Annotated in this window: 18 protein-coding genes; 5 read left to right on the top strand and 13 right to left on the bottom strand. The window is 73.2% G+C overall.

The window, feature by feature from the left end; translation table 11 throughout:
- The first annotated feature begins 97 nt into the window (after positions 1-97).
- Both ACFW6A_RS35910 and ACFW6A_RS35905 read left to right on the top strand, forming a co-directional pair.
- Positions 98-766 (top strand): TrkA family potassium uptake protein, encoded by a 669-nt coding sequence (locus ACFW6A_RS35910; protein ID WP_043230230.1) that lies wholly within the window; start codon positions 98-100, stop codon positions 764-766.
- A complete protein-coding gene (locus tag ACFW6A_RS35905; protein ID WP_169094115.1) occupies positions 766-1440 on the top strand; it encodes a TrkA family potassium uptake protein in 675 nt (224 codons plus the stop codon). The genes ACFW6A_RS35910 and ACFW6A_RS35905 overlap by 1 nt, the downstream gene beginning before the upstream one ends.
- A 71-nt stretch (positions 1441-1511) precedes the next feature.
- Here ACFW6A_RS35905 and ACFW6A_RS35900 read toward each other — a convergent pair whose 3' ends face one another.
- From ACFW6A_RS35900 to ACFW6A_RS35885, 4 genes are all read right to left on the bottom strand, one after another.
- On the bottom strand, positions 1512-2267 hold the full coding sequence (locus tag ACFW6A_RS35900; RefSeq protein WP_351846709.1) for a DUF3159 domain-containing protein: 756 nt from the start codon (positions 2265-2267) through the stop codon (positions 1512-1514).
- Positions 2268-2270: 3 nt separating this feature from the next.
- Positions 2271-2669, bottom strand: a complete 399-nt coding sequence (locus tag ACFW6A_RS35895) for an OB-fold nucleic acid binding domain-containing protein (RefSeq protein WP_386483301.1) — start codon at positions 2667-2669, stop codon at positions 2271-2273.
- A gap of 45 nt (positions 2670-2714) precedes the next feature.
- The gene (locus tag ACFW6A_RS35890) at positions 2715-3401 is read right to left on the bottom strand and encodes a response regulator (protein WP_189955327.1); all 687 of its coding nucleotides are present in this window, start codon (positions 3399-3401) and stop codon (positions 2715-2717) included.
- A gap of 113 nt (positions 3402-3514) precedes the next feature.
- Positions 3515-6058: a sensor histidine kinase KdpD gene (locus ACFW6A_RS35885; RefSeq protein ID WP_351846714.1), complete on the bottom strand. Its 2544-nt coding sequence runs from the start codon at positions 6056-6058 to the stop codon at positions 3515-3517.
- A 189-nt stretch (positions 6059-6247) separates the two neighbouring features.
- Here ACFW6A_RS35885 and ACFW6A_RS35880 point away from each other — a divergent pair, with 189 nt between their 5' ends.
- Positions 6248-6649: a YciI family protein gene (locus ACFW6A_RS35880; protein WP_386645854.1), complete on the top strand. Its 402-nt coding sequence runs from the start codon at positions 6248-6250 to the stop codon at positions 6647-6649.
- Between the two features lie 31 nt (positions 6650-6680).
- Here ACFW6A_RS35880 and ACFW6A_RS35875 read toward each other — a convergent pair whose 3' ends face one another.
- The 4 genes from ACFW6A_RS35875 to ACFW6A_RS35860 all read right to left on the bottom strand — a co-directional run bounded on the left by ACFW6A_RS35875 (position 6681) and on the right by ACFW6A_RS35860 (position 9738).
- Positions 6681-7349, bottom strand: coding sequence for an ABC transporter ATP-binding protein (locus ACFW6A_RS35875; RefSeq protein WP_351846733.1), 669 nt, complete (start codon positions 7347-7349; stop codon positions 6681-6683).
- Positions 7350-7872: 523 nt separating this feature from the next.
- Positions 7873-8640 carry a DUF3710 domain-containing protein gene (locus ACFW6A_RS35870; protein ID WP_351857102.1) on the bottom strand — a complete coding sequence of 256 codons (768 nt, stop codon included), beginning with the start codon at positions 8638-8640 and terminating at the stop codon, positions 7873-7875.
- Between the two features lies 1 nt (position 8641).
- Complete coding sequence (gene dut, locus ACFW6A_RS35865; protein ID WP_043230240.1) at positions 8642-9154, bottom strand: dUTP diphosphatase; 513 nt, start codon at positions 9152-9154, stop codon at positions 8642-8644.
- Positions 9154-9738, bottom strand: coding sequence for a PaaI family thioesterase (locus tag ACFW6A_RS35860; protein WP_351857099.1), 585 nt, complete (start codon positions 9736-9738; stop codon positions 9154-9156). Before ACFW6A_RS35860 ends, dut begins: the two co-directional genes overlap by 1 nt.
- Before the next feature lie 58 nt (positions 9739-9796).
- On the opposite strand from ACFW6A_RS35860, the gene ACFW6A_RS35855 reads away from it, so the two are divergent.
- Positions 9797-10324, top strand: a complete 528-nt coding sequence (locus ACFW6A_RS35855) for a DUF3093 domain-containing protein (protein ID WP_351857097.1) — start codon at positions 9797-9799, stop codon at positions 10322-10324.
- Positions 10325-10378: 54 nt separating this feature from the next.
- Here ACFW6A_RS35855 and ACFW6A_RS35850 read toward each other — a convergent pair whose 3' ends face one another.
- The 4 genes from ACFW6A_RS35850 to ACFW6A_RS35835 all read right to left on the bottom strand — a co-directional run bounded on the left by ACFW6A_RS35850 (position 10379) and on the right by ACFW6A_RS35835 (position 14055).
- On the bottom strand, positions 10379-11452 hold the full coding sequence (locus ACFW6A_RS35850) for a hypothetical protein (RefSeq protein WP_386645851.1): 1074 nt from the start codon (positions 11450-11452) through the stop codon (positions 10379-10381).
- A gap of 13 nt (positions 11453-11465) precedes the next feature.
- A complete protein-coding gene (locus ACFW6A_RS35845) occupies positions 11466-11762 on the bottom strand; it encodes a DUF4193 domain-containing protein (RefSeq protein WP_003955561.1) in 297 nt (98 codons plus the stop codon).
- Positions 11763-12158: 396 nt separating this feature from the next.
- Positions 12159-13397: a HAMP domain-containing sensor histidine kinase gene (locus ACFW6A_RS35840; RefSeq protein WP_351857093.1), complete on the bottom strand. Its 1239-nt coding sequence runs from the start codon at positions 13395-13397 to the stop codon at positions 12159-12161.
- A gap of 4 nt (positions 13398-13401) precedes the next feature.
- The gene (locus ACFW6A_RS35835; protein WP_030496297.1) at positions 13402-14055 is read right to left on the bottom strand and encodes a response regulator transcription factor; all 654 of its coding nucleotides are present in this window, start codon (positions 14053-14055) and stop codon (positions 13402-13404) included.
- A 452-nt stretch (positions 14056-14507) separates the two neighbouring features.
- Here ACFW6A_RS35835 and ACFW6A_RS35830 point away from each other — a divergent pair, with 452 nt between their 5' ends.
- Positions 14508-14690 (top strand): hypothetical protein, encoded by a 183-nt coding sequence (locus ACFW6A_RS35830; RefSeq protein WP_043230249.1) that lies wholly within the window; start codon positions 14508-14510, stop codon positions 14688-14690.
- 82 nt (positions 14691-14772) lie between these two features.
- Here ACFW6A_RS35830 and ACFW6A_RS35825 read toward each other — a convergent pair whose 3' ends face one another.
- The gene (locus ACFW6A_RS35825) at positions 14773-15588 is read right to left on the bottom strand and encodes an inositol monophosphatase family protein (RefSeq protein WP_386645848.1); all 816 of its coding nucleotides are present in this window, start codon (positions 15586-15588) and stop codon (positions 14773-14775) included.
- Positions 15589-15682 lie beyond the last annotated feature (94 nt).

Raw genomic sequence — 15682 nt, 5'->3', positions numbered from 1 at the left:
TTGTCCGCCACGGCCCGGGCCGATCGGGCGAGGAAAGTTGTGAGCAGGGTGTTTTCGCAGGTCAGCAAGGCGATCAGGAGTGCGGGGTAACGGGGACGTGCACATCGTCATCATGGGCTGCGGGCGAGTGGGAGCCGCTCTCGCGCAGACCCTGGAGCAGCAGGGCCACACGGTCGCCGTCGTGGACCAGGACCCGACGGCTTTCCGCCGCCTGGGCTCCGGCTTCGGAGGCCGGCGGGTCACCGGCGTGGGCTTCGACCAGGACACGCTGCGCGAGGCGGGCATCGAGGAGGCCGGCGCCTTCGCCGCGGTGAGCAGCGGCGACAACTCCAACATCATCGCGGCCCGGGTGGCGCGCGAGATGTTCGGCATCGAGAACGTGGCGGCGCGGATCTACGACCCCCGGCGCGCCGAGGTCTACCAGCGCCTGGGCATCCCGACGGTGGCGACGGTCCGCTGGACCGCCGACCAGATGCTGCGCCGGCTGCTGCCCTCGGGCGCGGAGCCGCTGTGGAGCGACCCGAGCGGGGGCGTCCAGCTCGCCGAGGTGCACACCTCCCCGGCGTGGATCGGCCACAAGATCAGCCGGCTCCAGGACGAGACCGGCGTGCGGGTCGCCTTCCTCACCCGGCTGGGCGAGGCGGTCATCCCCAGCTCGCAGACGGTGCTCCAGGAGGGCGACCTGGTGCACGTGATGATGCGCACGGACGAGATCACCAAGGTCGAGGCGGCCTTCGCCGAGGGTCCCGAGGAGGGCGGTCACTGATGCGTGTCGCGATTGCGGGCGCGGGCGCGGTGGGCCGTTCCATCGCGGGCGAGCTCCTGGAGAACGGCCACGAGGTCCTGCTCATCGACAAGGCGCCGACCGCCATCTCGGTGGAGCGGGTGCCGCAGGCGGAGTGGCTGCTGGCCGACGCCTGCGAGATCACCTCGCTGGACGAGGCGGCGCTCCAGCGCTGCAACGTGGTCATCGCGGCCACCGGCGACGACAAGGTGAACCTGGTCGTCTCGCTGCTGGCGAAGACCGAGTACGGGGTGCCCCGGGTGGTCGCCCGGGTGAACAACCCGAAGAACGAGTGGCTGTTCAACGAGGCGTGGGGCGTGGACGTCGCCGTCTCCACCCCGCGTCTGATGTCGGCCCTGGTGGAGGAGGCGGTGAGCGTCGGCGACCTCGTGCGGCTGCTCCGCTTCAGCCACGGCGACGCCAACCTGGTGGAGCTGACGCTGCCGCCGGAGTCGGCGGTGGCCGGTACGCAGGTGGGCGAGGTCGCCTGGCCGCAGGACACCTCGCTGGTGACGATCATCCGCGGTTCGCGGGTGCTGACGCCGAGCCCCGAGGAGACCCTGGAGGCCGGCGACGAGCTGCTGTTCGTGGCGGCGCAGGCGCGCGAGGAGCAGCTGGAGGAGCTGCTCCAGGTCCGCCGGGAGCCGGCGGAGTAGAGCCGTACCGTACGCGGAAGGGCCCGGGACCGTCACAGGTCCCGGGCCCTTCCGCGTACGTGCGCGCGCTCCTAGGAGGCGTCCGGTCCTCCGGCGGCGCGGGCCGCGGCGGCCTTGCGCTCCTTCTCGGCCTGCTCCTCGGCCTCCATCTCGGCGAAGACGTCGATCGGCGGCGGCGCCTTGGCGAGGAAGACCCAGGTGAGGTAGACGGCGAGCAGGAAGGGCGGGATCTTCAGCGCGACGAGGACCCAGCCGAGCTGGGTGGTGTCGGCCCACCAGTAGAGCGGGAAGAGGATCGCGCACTTGGCGAGGAGGATCAGGCCCCAGGCCCAGCTGGCCTTGGCGTAGGCCTTCTTCCGGCCGGGGTTCCGGGTCCGCCAGGAGAGGTTCTCCTTGAAGACCGGGCCGAGGATGAGGCCGATCAGCGGGACGCCGGCGAGGGTGGTGACGATGTACGCGAGGGCGAGGCCCAGCGTGTACAGCATGCCGGGGAGGTAGAAGTCCTTGGCGTTCCCGGTCATCATCGCGAAGACGACGCCGAAGCCGACGCCGAAGACGCCGCTGAAGGCGTGCTTGACGGTGTCGCGGCGGATGAGCCGGACGACGACGAGCAGCAGGGAGACGGCGAGCGCGGCGACGGCCGAGCTCTTCAGGTCCTTGTTGATCGTGTAGATCGTGACGAAGAGCAGTCCGGGCAGGACCGTCTCGACCATGCCCCGGACGCCGCCGAACGCCTCGAAGAGCGCGGCCTCGGTCACCGCCTTGTCGGTCCGGGCGTCCTGGTCCGGGATCGGCGGTGCGGTGGTCGGCTTGTCGACGGACGTCACCGGCTACTCCTGTCCGAGCGGTCGGAGCTCGTATTTGGGATTGAAGAGGACCCGCCGACCGTGGCTCATGGAGATCCGGCCGGAGGCGATCAGCTTGCGGCCCGGCTCGATGCCCACGATGGAGCGCCGGCCCAGCCAGACGACGTCCAGCGGCGCGGTGCCGTCGAACAGCTCGGCCTCCAGGGCCGGGACACCGGCCCGGGGGCGCAGCGTGACCGTGCGCAAGGTACCAGTCACCTTGACGATCTGGCGGTCGGAACAGTCGGAGATCCGCGTGCAGCCCGAGGCCGCCGTGTCCTCCTGGAGCTCCTCCGACTCCAGGTCCTCCGGGGAGGAGGAGAGCCGGTCGAGCATCCGGCGGAACCGGCCTGTCGGCTTGTCGGTACGGGGTGCAGCACTCATACCCAAAAGCGTACCGGCCGCCGCGGGCACGGGAGCAGGCTCGTCTCAACGTTCGAAGCGGTAGCCCATCCCCGGTTCGGTGACGAAGTGGCGGGGGTGCGAGGGGTCGGTCTCCAGCTTGCGGCGCAGCTGGGCCATGTAGACCCGCAGGTAGTTGGTCTCCGTGCCGTACGAGGGTCCCCAGACCTCCTGGAGGAGCTGCTTCTGGCTGACCAGGCGGCCGCCGTTGCGGACCAGGACCTCCAGGAGGTGCCACTCGGTGGGGGTGAGGCGGACGTCCCGTCCGTCGCGGTGCACCTTCTTGGCGGCGAGGTCGACGGTGAAGTCCTCGGTCTCGACCACGACGACCCCGTCCTCGGCGCCGCCGACGGGTTCGGCGCGGCGGACGGCGGCGCGCAGCCGGGCGAGGAGCTCGTCCATCCCGAAGGGCTTGGTGACGTAGTCGTCGGCGCCGGCGTCGAGCGCCTCGACCTTCTCGTCGGAGGTGTGCCGGGCGGAGAGGACGATGATCGGGACCCGGGTCCAGCCGCGCAGCCCCTTGATGACGTCGACGCCGTCGAGGTCCGGCAGGCCGAGGTCGAGGACGACGACGTCGGGGTGGCGCTCGGCGGCGAGCTTGAGGGCGGTGGCGCCGTCGGGGGCGGAGTCGACCTCGTACTTCCGCGCCTTGAGGTTGATCACCAGGGCGCGGACGATCTGCGGCTCGTCGTCGACCACGAGGACCCGGGTCATGTCGGGGGCCTTCCTTCTGCGTGTACGGGGACGGGTGCGGGTTGTCGGTGGGGTGCGGGTGCGGGTGGCGGTACGGGACGGATGCGGGTCGCCGTACGGGATCGGGCGCGGGGTCAGGTCACCGCGTGGGCCGGCAGATCGGCCGGGGGCGCCGGGGGGCGTCCGGCGGCGCGCAGGGTGAGGACCATGGTGAGCCCGCCGCCCGGGGTGTCCTCGGCGCTGAGGGTGCCGCCCATGGCCTCCACGAAGCCCCGGGCGACCGCGAGGCCGAGGCCGACGCCGGAGCCGCGCGGGGCGTCCCCGAAGCGCTGGAACGGTTCGAAGATGCCGTCCCTGGATTCCTCGGGGACGCCCGGGCCGCGGTCCACCACCCGCACCTCGACGCGGTCCCCCAGGGCGCTGGCGGTGACGGTGACGGGCACGCCGTCGGGGCTGTACTTGACGGCGTTCTCGACGATGTTGGCGACGGCCCGTTCCAGGAGGCCCTTGTCGACCTCGACCATGGGCAGGGTCTCGGGGACGTCGGCCTCGGCGCTGCCGTCCGGCACTCCGCCGAGGGCCATGGGGACGACCTCGTCGAGGTCGACGGCGCGGATGAGCGGGGTGACCGTGCCGGTCTGGAGGCGGGACATGTCGAGGAGGTTGCCGACGAGGTGGTCGAGCCGGTCGGCGCCCGCCTCGATGCCCTCCAGGAGTTCGGCGCGGTCCTCCTCGGACCATTCGACGTCGTCGGAGCGGAGCGAGGAGACGGAGGCCTTGATGCCGGCGAGCGGGGTGCGCAGGTCGTGGCTGACGGCGGCGAGGAGGGACGTGCGGATCTTGTTGCCCTCGGCGAGCTTGCGGGCCTCCTCGGCCTCGCCGACGAGCCGCTGCCGGTCGAGGACGACGGCGGCCTGGGCGGCGAAGGCGCCGAGCACCCGGCGGTCCTCCGCGGGCAGCACCCGGCCGCTCAGGGCGAGGGCGAGGTGGTCGCCGACCGGCATGTCCACGTCGGCGTCCTCGGGCCGCGGCGCCGGATGGGGGCCGACGGCGGCGGCCCGGGTCCAGGGCTCGCCGCCGTCCGCCCGCTCCAGCAGGGCGACCGAATCCATGGAGAAGGTCTCCCGGACCCGTTCCAGGAGGGCGTCGAGGCTGGTCTCGCCGCGCAGCACGCTGCCCGCCAGGTAGGAGAGCACCTCGGACTCGGCGCGCAGCCGGGCGGCCTGGTGGGTGCGGCGGGCGGCGAGGTCGACGACGGAGGCGACGGCCATGGCGACGCCGAAGAAGACCGCGATGGCGACGATGTTCATCGGGTCGGCGATGGTGATCCGGTGGATCGGCGGGGTGAAGAACCAGTTGAGCAGCAGCGAGCCGACGGCGGCCGAGGCGAGCGCCGGCAGGAAGCCGCCGAGCAGCGCCGACGCGACGGTGAGCGCCAGGAAGAGCAGCATGTCGTTGGCGAGCCCGAGGTCCGCGTCGGTGTGGGTGAGGACGAGGGAGAGCAGGATCGGGGCGACGACGCCGACGAGCCAGCCGCCGATGAGCCGCGAGCGGCCGAGCCGGGCGCCGCGGGCGACCGGGAGGCCGCGGCCCTTGGCGACCTCGCCGTGGGTGACGATGTGGACGTCGAGGTCGGGGCCCGACTCGCGGGCGACGGTCTGGCCGACGCCGGGGCCGAGGACGTACTGCCAGGAGCGGCGGCGGCTGGATCCGAGGACGATCTGGGTGGCGTTCACGCCCCGGGCGAAGTCCAGGAGGGCGTTCGGTATGTCGTCGCCGACGACGTGGTGGAAGGTGCCGCCGAGGTCCTCGACGAGGGTCCGCTGGACCGCCAGCTCCTTCGGCGAGGCCGAGGTGAGGCCGTCGCTGCGGGAGATGTAGACGGCGAGGACCTCGCCGCCGGCGCCCTTCTCGGCGAGCCGGGTGGCGCGCCGTATCAGGGTCCGGCCCTCGGGGCCGCCGGTGAGGCCGACGACGATCCGCTCGCGGGCCTGCCAGGTGGAACGGATGTTGTGCTCGCCGCGGTACTGCCGGAGGTATTCGTCGACCCGGTCGGCGGTCCACAGCAGGGCCAGCTCGCGCAGGGCGGTGAGGTTGCCGGGGCGGAAGTAGTTGGAGAGGGCCGCGTCGACCTTGTCGGGGGTGTAGACGTTGCCGTGGGCCATGCGGCGGCGGAGCGCCTCGGGCGACATGTCGACGAGTTCGATCTGGTCGGCCCGGCGGACGATCTCGTCGGGGACGGTCTCGCGCTGCCGGACGCCGGTGATCGCCTCGACGACGTCGCCGAGCGATTCGAGGTGCTGGATGTTGACGGTCGAGACGACGTCGATGCCGGCGGCGAGGAGCTCGGCCACGTCCTGCCAGCGCTTGGGGTTGCGGGAGCCGGGGACGTTGGTGTGGGCGAGTTCGTCGACGAGGGCGACGGCGGGGCGGCGGGCGAGGACGGCGTCGACGTCCATCTCGGTGAAGACGCCGCCGCGGTACTCCAGCTCGCGGCGGGGCAGCTGCTCCAGGCCGTGCAGCAGGACCTCGGTGCGCGGGCGGCCGTGGTGCTCGACGAAGCCGACGACGCAGTCGGTGCCGCGCTCGACCCTGCGGTGGGCCTCGGCGAGCATGGCGTAGGTCTTGCCGACGCCGGGCGCCGCGCCGAGGTAGATCCGAAGCTTGCCACGTCCCATGGACTGACCATACGTCCGGCCGATCGGACATTCCGCACCCGGAGGAACACCCCGGTGCGGTATTGACGTGATTCTGATGCGCGGATCCCGCGCCGGGGGCCGGTGCCGTGTCGAGAACGCGGATCCGGCTCCGACCCCTGGGTGACGGCGGGCCGCGGGGCCCGTCGCGACACGCACGAGGAGCACTCCATGAAGTACATGCTGCTGATGCAGTTCGACGCGCGGACCCTCGACGTCCCCTCGATGGCCGAGTGGGCGCCGGAGGACGTCCGGGCCCACGTCGACTTCATGATCACCACGAACGGGAAGCTGACGGCGGCGGGCGAACTCCTCCAGGCGGAGGGGCTGGCGGCGCCGGAGACGGCGCGGATCGTCCGGGCGGGCGCGGACGGCGCGCCGCCGGTGGTGACCGACGGACCCTTCGCGGAGACCAAGGAGTTCCTGGCCGGCTGGTGGATCGTGGAGGTCGGCTCCGAGGAGCGGGCCCTGGAGGTCGCCGCCGCGGTGTCGGCGGCGCCCGGCCCGGGCGGGGTGCCGCTGAACATGCCGATCGAGGTCCGCAGGATCCCCGCGGGTCCGCCGGAGGTGTGATTCCCGGACGGCGGCCCGGCCCGGGGCCGGCTCAGGCTTCGACGATCTCGCCGTCGCGCAGTTCGAGGACCCGGTCGGCGAGGCCGAGGAGCTGGTGGTCGTGGGTGGCGACGAGGGCGGTGCAGCCCTCGCTGCGGACCACGGCCCGGAGCAGCTCCATCACGGCGAGGCCGGTCTCGGCGTCGAGCTGGCCGGTCGGCTCGTCGGCGATGAGCAGGGCCGGCTTGTTGGCGAGGGCGCGGGCGATGGCGACGCGCTGCTGCTGGCCGCCGGAGAGCTCGCCGGGGCGCTGGGCGGCGTGGTCGGCGAGGCCGACGAGGGCGAGGAGGAGGGCGACCCGCTCCTCGCGCTCGGCGGGGTCGGCCTTGCGCAGCCTCAGCGGGACGCCGACGTTCTCGGCGGCGGAGAGGATGGGCAGCAGGCCGAAGGACTGGAAGATGAAGCCGATCCGGTCCCGGCGCAGCTCCAGGAGGCCCTCCTCGCCGAGCGTGGCGAGGTCGGTGCCGTCGATGACGATCCGGCCGCCGTCGGCGCTGTCGAGGCCTCCGACGAGGTTGAGCAGGGTGGTCTTGCCGGAGCCGGAGCGGCCCTTGAGGGCGACCAGCTCGCCGCGCGGGATGTCGAAGGAGACGCCCTTGAGGGCGTGGACGGCGGCCTCGCCCTCGCCGAAGGACCGGCGCAGGTCCTCCACCCGGATCATCGGGCCCCCGGCGGGGTCCTCGACGACGGTCGTCGCGGACTGCGTGCTGTTCTCGCTCACCCTGCGCTCCCCCTCCTCGAACACCTGCGCTGGCCAGTATGGTCGGCCGCCGCCGCCGAGACCAGAGCCCTGCCCCCGGAGGGGACCCCGATCTTCGGACGGGCGGCCCCGTTCTCCGGACGGGGCGATCCCGCAGGTGCCCCCTCGGGGTCGCGTGCGGAAACCCGCTCGCGGGCGGACACCTGCGGGCGTTTGCGCACGGGCCTGTGCGGCGGGTGCGCGTGCGGGCGTGTACGTACGGCTGCGCGTGCGGGCGTCCGCGCACGGGCCTGGCCTGTGCGGGCGGGCGTTTCCGCACGGGCCTGTGCGGGCTTGTCCGCCGGGGTGGGGGCGGGGCCGGGTACGGGCCTTCGGCCGCCGGGCGCCGCGCGTCCGCGGAAAAGACCGGTGGGCCGCCGTCCGTACGGCGTGCGTACGGTCGGCGGCCCACCGGACCGGGTGTCCCGAGAGGTTCCCGGGCGCGTCAGCGGATCTCGGAGATCTCCGGGCCGCGCTGGAGCTGGCCCATGCCGCCGGAGAAGCGGGACCCGGCCTGCTCCTCCTGCTGGACGCCGTCCGGCACCATCTGCGCGTCGTTCGGCAGCTTGAGGACGATCGGGTCGCGCGGGGCCATCGGGCCCTCGCCGCGGGCGACCACGGTGTCCCGGACGATCTGCTCCAGCAGACCGGCCGCCTCGGGCTGGACCGCGCCCTGGCCGGAGATGACGCCGCGCAGGAACCAGCGCGGACCGTCGACGCCGACGAAGCGCACGATCTGCACGCCTCGGTTGCCGTCGGGCAGCTGGACGGGGACCTGCGCGCGCAGCTCCCAGCCGAGGGGGCCCTCGACCTCGTCGATGGCGCCGCCCTGCTGGACGATCCCGGTGGCGATCTCCTCGCGGACCTCGCCCCAGATGCCCTCCTTCTTGGGCGCCGCGAACGCCTGGAGCTGCACGGCGCTGTCGCGCAGCACGATGGTCGCGGCGACGATCGCGTCCCCGGCCACCTCCACGCGGAGTTCCATGCCCTCGACACCGGGCACGTAGAGGCCGCCGAGGTCGACGCGGCCCTCCTCGGGCTTGGCGACCTCGGAGATGTCCCAGGGGCCGTCGGGCCGGGGCGCCGGCGGGAGGTTCACCTTGCGCGGCTGGTCGGCCGCGTCCGCGGCGTCCTCACCGTCCACGGCGTCGACGACCTGCTCGGCCTCGCCCGCCGTGTCGGCGGCACCGCTCTTCTTGCGACGTCCGAACACGTCACTGTCCTTCCCGGTCGGATACGACCGAAGCGTATCGATTCCCACCCGTCGTGCCGTCCACGGCGGCATGACCGCCGGTGGACCCGAAGCCCCCTTCGGCCCGCGCCGAGCCGGGAAGCTCCGCCACCTCGTGGAAGCGCACCTTCTCGACCTGCTGGACGACCAGTTGGGCAATCCGGTCGAACCGTTCGAACCGGACGCTCTCGCGCGGGTCGAGATTGACCACGATCACCTTGATCTCTCCACGGTACCCGGCATCCACCGTCCCCGGGGCATTCACGAGCGCGACTCCGCAGCGGGCGGCCAGTCCGGAGCGGGGGTGGACGAAGGCGGCGTAGCCGTCGGGGAGGGCGATCGAGACCCCGGTGGGCAGGACGGCGCGCTCGCCGGGGGCCAGCACGGCGGCCTCGGTGGTGACGAGGTCGGCGCCGGCGTCGCCGGGGTGGCCGTAGGCCGGGATCGGCACGTCCGGGTCCACCCGGCGGATCAGCACGTCGACGGGAGGGCGCATCAGGGGTTCACCTCGAAGGCGCGGGCGCGCCGGACCTGGTCGGGATCGGACATGGCGGCCCGGATCTCCTCCGGCCTGCCGTTGTCGATGAAGTGCTCGACCTTGACCTCGACGAACACGGCGTCGGCGCGGACGGCGACGGGGCCGTCGGGGCCGCCGATGCGGCCGGTGGCGGTCGAGTAGATCTTGCGGCCGTGGACGGCGGTGACCTCGGCCTGGAGGTGCAGGACGGTGCCGACCGGCACGGGCCGGCGGAAGTCGGTCTCCAGGCGGCCGGTCACGGCGATGACGCGGAGCAGCCAGTTCAGGGAGCCGAGGGTCTCGTCGAGCGCGGTGGCGAGGATGCCGCCGTGGGCGAGGCCGGGGGCGCCCTGGTGGTCGGCGGTCACGGTGAACTCGGCGGTGACGGTCACGCCCTCTCCCGCGCGCGCGTCCAGGTGGAGCCCGTGGGGCTGTCCGTCGCCGCACCCGAAGCAGTGGCCGTAGTGCGAGCCGAGCGGCTCGCCGGGGGCGGGCGCGTCCGGGTGGCGGACGGGCGCCACGGCGTCGGCCGGCGGGGTGAGGGCGGCAGATGTTGCAGTCACAGGCGCAGACCTTACCCGCGCGGCCGGGCGCGGGTCGCGCCGTGCCAAGCTTGGACGCATGCAGCCTTCCGCACCGTCCTCATCCGCCGGGGCTCCCGTCCCCGGGTCCTCCGCGTCGCCCTCCGCGTCCCCCGCGGCGCCGGGCTTCGACGAGCGGCTGACCGTGCCCGGCTCGTGGTGGGTGATCGTAGGCCTGCTGGCGCTCTCCGGCGGGCTGGTCACCTTCCCGCTGGGGACGGTGCCGATGCTGGGCGGTCTGATCGTGGCGGGCGTGGCGGCCGGTGTGGCGGCGTCCTCGTACGGTTCGGCCCGGATCCGCGTGGTGGCCGGTTCGCTGGTGGCGGGCGACGCCCGGGTGCCGGTGTCGGCGCTCGGCGCGGTCGAGGTGCTGGACGAGGAGGAGGCGCGGGCCTGGCGCATGCACAAGGCGGATCCGCGGGCCTTCATGCTGATGCGCAGCTACGTGCCGCGGGCGGTGCGGATCGTGGTCACGGACCCGGCGGACCCGACGCCCTACCTGTACCTGTCGAGCCGTGACCCGGAGGGTCTGGCGGCCGCCGTGGAGGCGGTGCGGGGCGAGGGCTGAGCCCTCGGTGACCGCGGGTCCGTCCCGGGGCCGCCGGCGGCGGCCCGGGGCGGGCTAGAAGCCGATTTCCTTGGGGTTCTCCGGCTGCTCCAGCGGGGGCAGCTCCACCAGCCTGTCCCACGGGACGCGGCGGGCTCTGAGGTCCTTGCGGATGTGTTCGGCGAGCTTCTTGGTGTCGCGCCGGTTCATGACCGCGCCGACGGCCGCGCCCACCATGAACGGGGTGAGGTTCGGCAGGTTGCGCACCATGCGCTTCATGATCTGCTGGCGCAGTTCGCGCTTGAGCTGCCCGCCGAGGGCCGCGTTGACCGTCGTGGGCTTGGTGGGGTCGATGCCCCGCTCCTCGGCCCAGGAGGTCAGGTAGGCGGCCGAGCGCTGGGGCAGGGTGCCGGGCGGCCTCAGGCCGTAGACCTCGTGGAGTTCGGCGATGAGCTTGAGCTCGATCGCCGCGACGCCGGTGATCTCGGCGGCCAGTTCGGCCGGCATGGCCGGCGGGACGGGGAGCATGGCGGCGGCGCCGATGCCCGCGCCGACGGTCGAGCTGGCGTTGGCCGCGCCGAAGACCAGCTTGTCGGCCAGCTCCTCGGGGCCGAGCCCGGGGAACTGTTTGCGCAGGGTCGCGAGGTCGCGGACGGGGACGCGCGGGGCCAGGTCGATCAGGCGGTCGGCGAGATAGCCGATGCCCGCCTTGGCTCCGTCGCCGCTCCGCTTCACGCCCTGTTTGACGCCCTGCACGCCGCGGCGGACGGCGTCGATGCGCGCGGCGTCGATCCTGATGCGGTCGAGCTGCGCGCGGGCCGGGTTGGCCAGCCGCCTGACGGCGTCCAGCCTGCCGTGACGGCCGTCGTCACGGCCCTCGGGCGCCTCGGGCGCCTCGGGGTCCGAGGGGCCTTCGGGGTCCCGCTCCGCGGGGAGCGGTGCCTCGCCCCGGCCCGGGGCGCCGGCAGCTTCGAGCGAGGCCGTGGGGCCTCGCTCGTCGTCCGCCACGCCGAGGGAGGGCAGGGGGGCGGCCTGCTCGGCGTCGGGAGCCTCCTGGGCGCCCTCAGTCGGGCCTGTGCCGCCCTTGTACGTCCGGGGCTTCACGGGAAGCCTCAGACGCCGCTTCCGGGACGGTGTGTCGCCTGCCACGGCCGCGCCTGACTCAGTCGCAGTCGCGGCAGATCGGCTGGCCGTTCTTCTCGCGCGCCAGCTGGCTGCGGTGGTGCACGAGGAAGCAGCTCATGCAGGTGAACTCGTCGGCCTGCTTGGGCAGGACCCGGACGGCGAGCTCCTCGTTCGAGAGATCGGCGCCCGGGAGTTCCAGGCCCTCGGCGGCCTCGAACTCGTCGACGTCGACGGTCGAGGTCGACTTGTCGTTCCGACGAGCCTTGAGCTCCTCGAGGCTGTCCGAGTCGACGTCGTCGTCGGTCTTGCGTGGGGTGTCGTAATCCGTTGCCATGTCGCTCTCCCCCTCTGGGTGGTTGCGGTGTCTCAGCGCACGTAACGCGTGAGAGGTCGGACTTGTGCCCGACCTGAGGCGCAGATTTTGCCTCACATCAAGGTCTGTTACTCAATCGACACCCGTCCCGGGCACTTCACGAGTGATCGGGTACGAGTGGCGAAGCGGACCGTACACGGTCCTCGGGGCCTCCGTGTGGAGCGCCACCCCGTGTACTTTCCGCCGGTCCACGCCCGGGAAACCCGGACTTTTCCGGGTTTTCCCCCGGAATTCACGGTCACGGAGCGCAATCCCCCGGGTACGCGCGCTTGTGATCGATCACACACGGCCACCTCGGGACGGGGGTCCCGGAATTCCGCTCAAAGCGAACAGATCGGGCTTCGCCCCTGCAGTCTGTCAGATCGGAAGAGTGACACGCATCACCAGTCCGCCGCCTTCCCGGGGCTCCGCGCCGATGCGTCCGCCGTGCGCCCGGGCCACCGAGCGCGCGATCGACAGCCCGAGGCCGACGCCCTTGTCGCTGCCGGTGCGCTCCTGGCGGAGTCTGCGGAACGGCTCGAAGAGGTTGTCGATCTCGTACGCGGGGACCACGGGGCCCGTGTTGGAGACCGTGAGCACCGCCTGGCCGCGCTGGACCTCGGTGGTGACCTCGACCCAGCCTCCGTCCGGGACGTTGTACCGCACGGCGTTCTGGAGCAGGTTCAGGGCGATCCGCTCCAGCAGCACGCCGTTGCCCTGGACGACGACCGGGGACCGCTCGCCGCGGATCTCCACGCCCTTCGCCAGGGCCTCGCCGTGCACCTGGTCGACGGCCCGCTCGGCGACCTCGGCGAGGTCGACGGGTTTGCGCTCCACGATCTGGTTGTCGCTGCGGGCGAGCAGCAGCAGGCCCTCGACCAGCTGCTCGCTGCGCTCGTTGGTGGCCAGCAGCGTCTTCCCGAGCTGCTGGAGCTCCACCGGCGCCCCGGGGTCGGAGAGGTGGACCTCCAGGAGCGTGCGGTTGATCGCCAGCGGGGTGCGCAGCTCGTGCGAGGCGTTGGCGACGAAGCGCTGCTGGGCGGTGAAGGCGCGCTCCAGCCGTTCCAGCATCTCGTCGAAGGTGTCCGCCAGCTCCTTCAGCTCGTCGTCCGGGCCGTCCAGCTCGATCCGGCGGGCGAGGTCGGAGCCAGCCACCTGGCGGGCGGTCCGGGTGATCCGGCCGAGCGGCGAGAGCACCCGGCCGGCCATGGCGTAGCCGAAGGCGAAGGCGATGATGCTCAGCCCGAGCAGGGCGAAGAGCGAGCGGCGCAGGAGGTCCTCCAGCGCCCGGTCGGACTGCTGGTGCAGGCAGACGGAGACGGCTTCGTTGAACTGCTCGCCCGTGCCCTTGTCGGGCAGCACGCACCACGAGGTGGTGGGCAGGACCTCGCCCTTGACGATCCTGAAGGGCAGCTGGGCGGCGCTGTCGCCGAGGGCCTGCGCGGTGAAGAGGTAGATGATCGACAGCAGCAGGATGCCGGCGATCAGGAACATGCCGCCGTAGAGCAGCGTGAGCCGTATCCGGATGGTCGGCCGGAGCAGCGGCCTGACCGGGTCCCGCGGGTCCCAGGTGGGTTTCGGTGGCGCCTGCGGGTGCGGCGCCGGGGTCGCGGCCATCGGGTCAGATCCGGTAGCCGGAGCCGGGGACGGTGACGATGACGGGCGGCTCGCCCAGCTTGCGGCGCAGGGTCATGACGGTGACCCTGACGACGTTGGTGAACGGGTCGGTGTTCTCGTCCCAGGCCTTCTCCAGGAGCTGCTCCGCCGAGACGACGGCGCCCTCGGAGCGCATCAGCACCTCCAGGACGGCGAACTCCTTGGGCGCCAGCTGGACCTCCCGGCCGTCCCGGAAGACCTCCCGGCGGTTGGGGTCGAGCTTGATGCCGGCGCGCTCCAGGACGGGCGGCAGCGGCACGGAGGTGCGGCGGCCGAGGGCGCGCACGCGGGCGGTGAGCTCGGTGAAGGCGAAGGGCTTGGGGAGGTAGTCGTCGGCGCCCAGCTCCAGGCCCTCGACCCGGTCGCTGACGTCGCCGGAGGCGGTGAGCATCAGGATGCGGGTGGGCATCCCCAGCTCGACGATCTTGCGGCAGACGTCGTCGCCGTGGACCAGGGGCAGGTCGCGGTCGAGGACGACGACGTCGTAGTCGTTGACCCCGACGCGCTCCAGCGCGGCGGCGCCGTCGTACACGACGTCGACGGCCATGGCCTCCCGGCGCAGTCCGGTGGCCACCGCATCGGCGAGCAGCTGCTCGTCCTCGACGACGAGTACGCGCACGTCGTTCTTCCTTCCCTCGGCGCTCCGGTCCGGGCGGACCGGTGGGCGATTCTGAGCACTGACTGTGCGTGTCCATCCTGCCCCGTACGCGCGTAAACCGGCTGTAAGACGACGGTGTGCGGGCTTCCCCGCGGGCGGCGCGGGGGCCGGTGGGGAAACGGCGCGGAAGCAGGCGCGGAAGCCCGCGCGAAGGTTCGCCCGCAAGCCCGCCCGCCGGCCCGTCCGGAAGCCCCTCCGGAAGCCCGCGCGGAGGGCCTCACCAAGAATTCACCTGATTCGGGAGTCAGTTGAGGTTTCCCCGCGGAGAGGGGTGGGGAGGAGGTTTCCACACCCCGCGATCACGCCCTGTCTGTGGCACGCCCACGGCTCTTCCGTCCCCCGGGAGCGACGCAGAGCGTGATCCATCCATCCTCGGCACACCCCCGTGCCGCCGGACCCACGAGGAGGGGCGCATGGACGCGTTCACCGCAGGACTGCTGCACCGCATCAGGACCACGCAGTCGGACCTCACGCGGGCCCGCGAGACCGGCGACGAGTACCTCGCGGAGGTCGAGCAGGCCGAGCTGGAGGACCTGCACCGACTGGCCGCGGAGCACGGCGTGGAGGTCGCGACGGTCTGCGCGCAGAGCGCCTGAGCGGCGGCACTCCCCCGGGGGTGCCGCGGCGGTGCCCCGGAACCGGTTCGGTTCCGGGGCACCGCCGTGTCGGGGGCCGCTCTCAGTCGTGCCAGGCGCCCAGCCGGTCGAGCAGGTCCTGGAGGGGCTCGAAAAGCCCCTCGGGGGCCGCCACGGCCAGTTCGCCGGACTCGGGCTCCCCGGGGCGCCCGCCGGTGCGCGCGCCCGCCTCGCGGGCGATCAGGGCCCCCGCGGCGTGGTCCCAGGGGTTGAGCCCGCGCTCGTAGTACGCGTCGAGCCGGCCGGCCGCCACGTCGCAAAGGTCGATGGCGGCCGAGCCGCCGCGCCGGATGTCGCGGACCAGCGGCAGGACCTCGCGGACGACCTCGGCCTGGTGGGCGCGGCGGGCCTGGACGTAGCCGAAGCCGGTGCCGAGCAGGGCCTGGTCGAAGGGGGGCGCGGTGCGGACCGCGAGCCGGCGCTCGCCCAGGTGCGCGCCGCGGCCGAGGACGGCCCGGTACGTCTCGCCGCGCAGCGGGGCCTCGACGACGCCGACGACGGTCTCGCCCTCGTACTCGGCGGCGATGGAGACCGCCCAGGACGGCAGGCCGTAGAGGTAGTTCACGGTGCCGTCGAGGGGGTCGATGACCCAGCGGACGCCGCTGGTGCCGGGGGCGGCCGCGCCCTCCTCGCCGAGGAGGCCGTCCTGGGGGCGGTGCTCGGAGAGGAAGCCGGTGATCAGCTTCTCGGCGGCGATGTCCATCTCGGTGACGACGTCGATGGCGCTGGTCTTGGTGGCGGCGACGGCCAGGTCGTCGGGCCGGCCGTCGCGCAGCAGGGCGCCGGCCCTGCGGGCGGCCTCCAGGGCCAGGGCGAGCAGTTCGTCGAGCAGGGGTGCGGGGGCGGGGGCGGGGGTCACGGCGTGGCTCCTCAGGCGTAGGGGCTGTCGGCGCCGGCGGCGGCGGGGTGTTCGGTGCGGGCGGGGCAGCAGCCGATGGGGCAGAGGTCGTGGG

Source organism: Streptomyces sp. NPDC058758 (assembly GCF_042746075.1).
Lineage (GTDB): Bacteria > Actinomycetota > Actinomycetes > Streptomycetales > Streptomycetaceae > Streptomyces.
This window is presented reverse-complemented; position numbering and strand designations above follow the sequence as displayed.

Bases quoted from the DNA above. Each gene is read 5' to 3' on its own strand.
- ACFW6A_RS35890 (WP_189955327.1), bottom strand. From the start codon at position 3,401: ATGACCCGGGTCCTCGTGGTCGACGACGAGCCGCAGATCGTCCGCGCC.
- dut (WP_043230240.1), bottom strand. From the start codon at position 9,154: ATGCGCCCTCCCGTCGACGTGCTGATCCGCCGGGTGGACCCGGACGTG.
- ACFW6A_RS35895 (WP_386483301.1), bottom strand. From the start codon at position 2,669: ATGAGTGCTGCACCCCGTACCGACAAGCCGACAGGCCGGTTCCGCCGG.
- ACFW6A_RS35855 (WP_351857097.1), top strand. From the start codon at position 9,797: ATGCAGCCTTCCGCACCGTCCTCATCCGCCGGGGCTCCCGTCCCCGGG.
- ACFW6A_RS35845 (WP_003955561.1), bottom strand. From the start codon at position 11,762: ATGGCAACGGATTACGACACCCCACGCAAGACCGACGACGACGTCGAC.
- ACFW6A_RS35880 (WP_386645854.1), top strand. From the start codon at position 6,248: ATGAAGTACATGCTGCTGATGCAGTTCGACGCGCGGACCCTCGACGTC.
- ACFW6A_RS35885 (WP_351846714.1), bottom strand. From the start codon at position 6,058: ATGGGACGTGGCAAGCTTCGGATCTACCTCGGCGCGGCGCCCGGCGTC.
- ACFW6A_RS35840 (WP_351857093.1), bottom strand. From the start codon at position 13,397: ATGGCCGCGACCCCGGCGCCGCACCCGCAGGCGCCACCGAAACCCACC.
- ACFW6A_RS35875 (WP_351846733.1), bottom strand. From the start codon at position 7,349: ATGATCCGGGTGGAGGACCTGCGCCGGTCCTTCGGCGAGGGCGAGGCC.
- ACFW6A_RS35830 (WP_043230249.1), top strand. From the start codon at position 14,508: ATGGACGCGTTCACCGCAGGACTGCTGCACCGCATCAGGACCACGCAG.
- ACFW6A_RS35905 (WP_169094115.1), top strand. From the start codon at position 766: ATGCGTGTCGCGATTGCGGGCGCGGGCGCGGTGGGCCGTTCCATCGCG.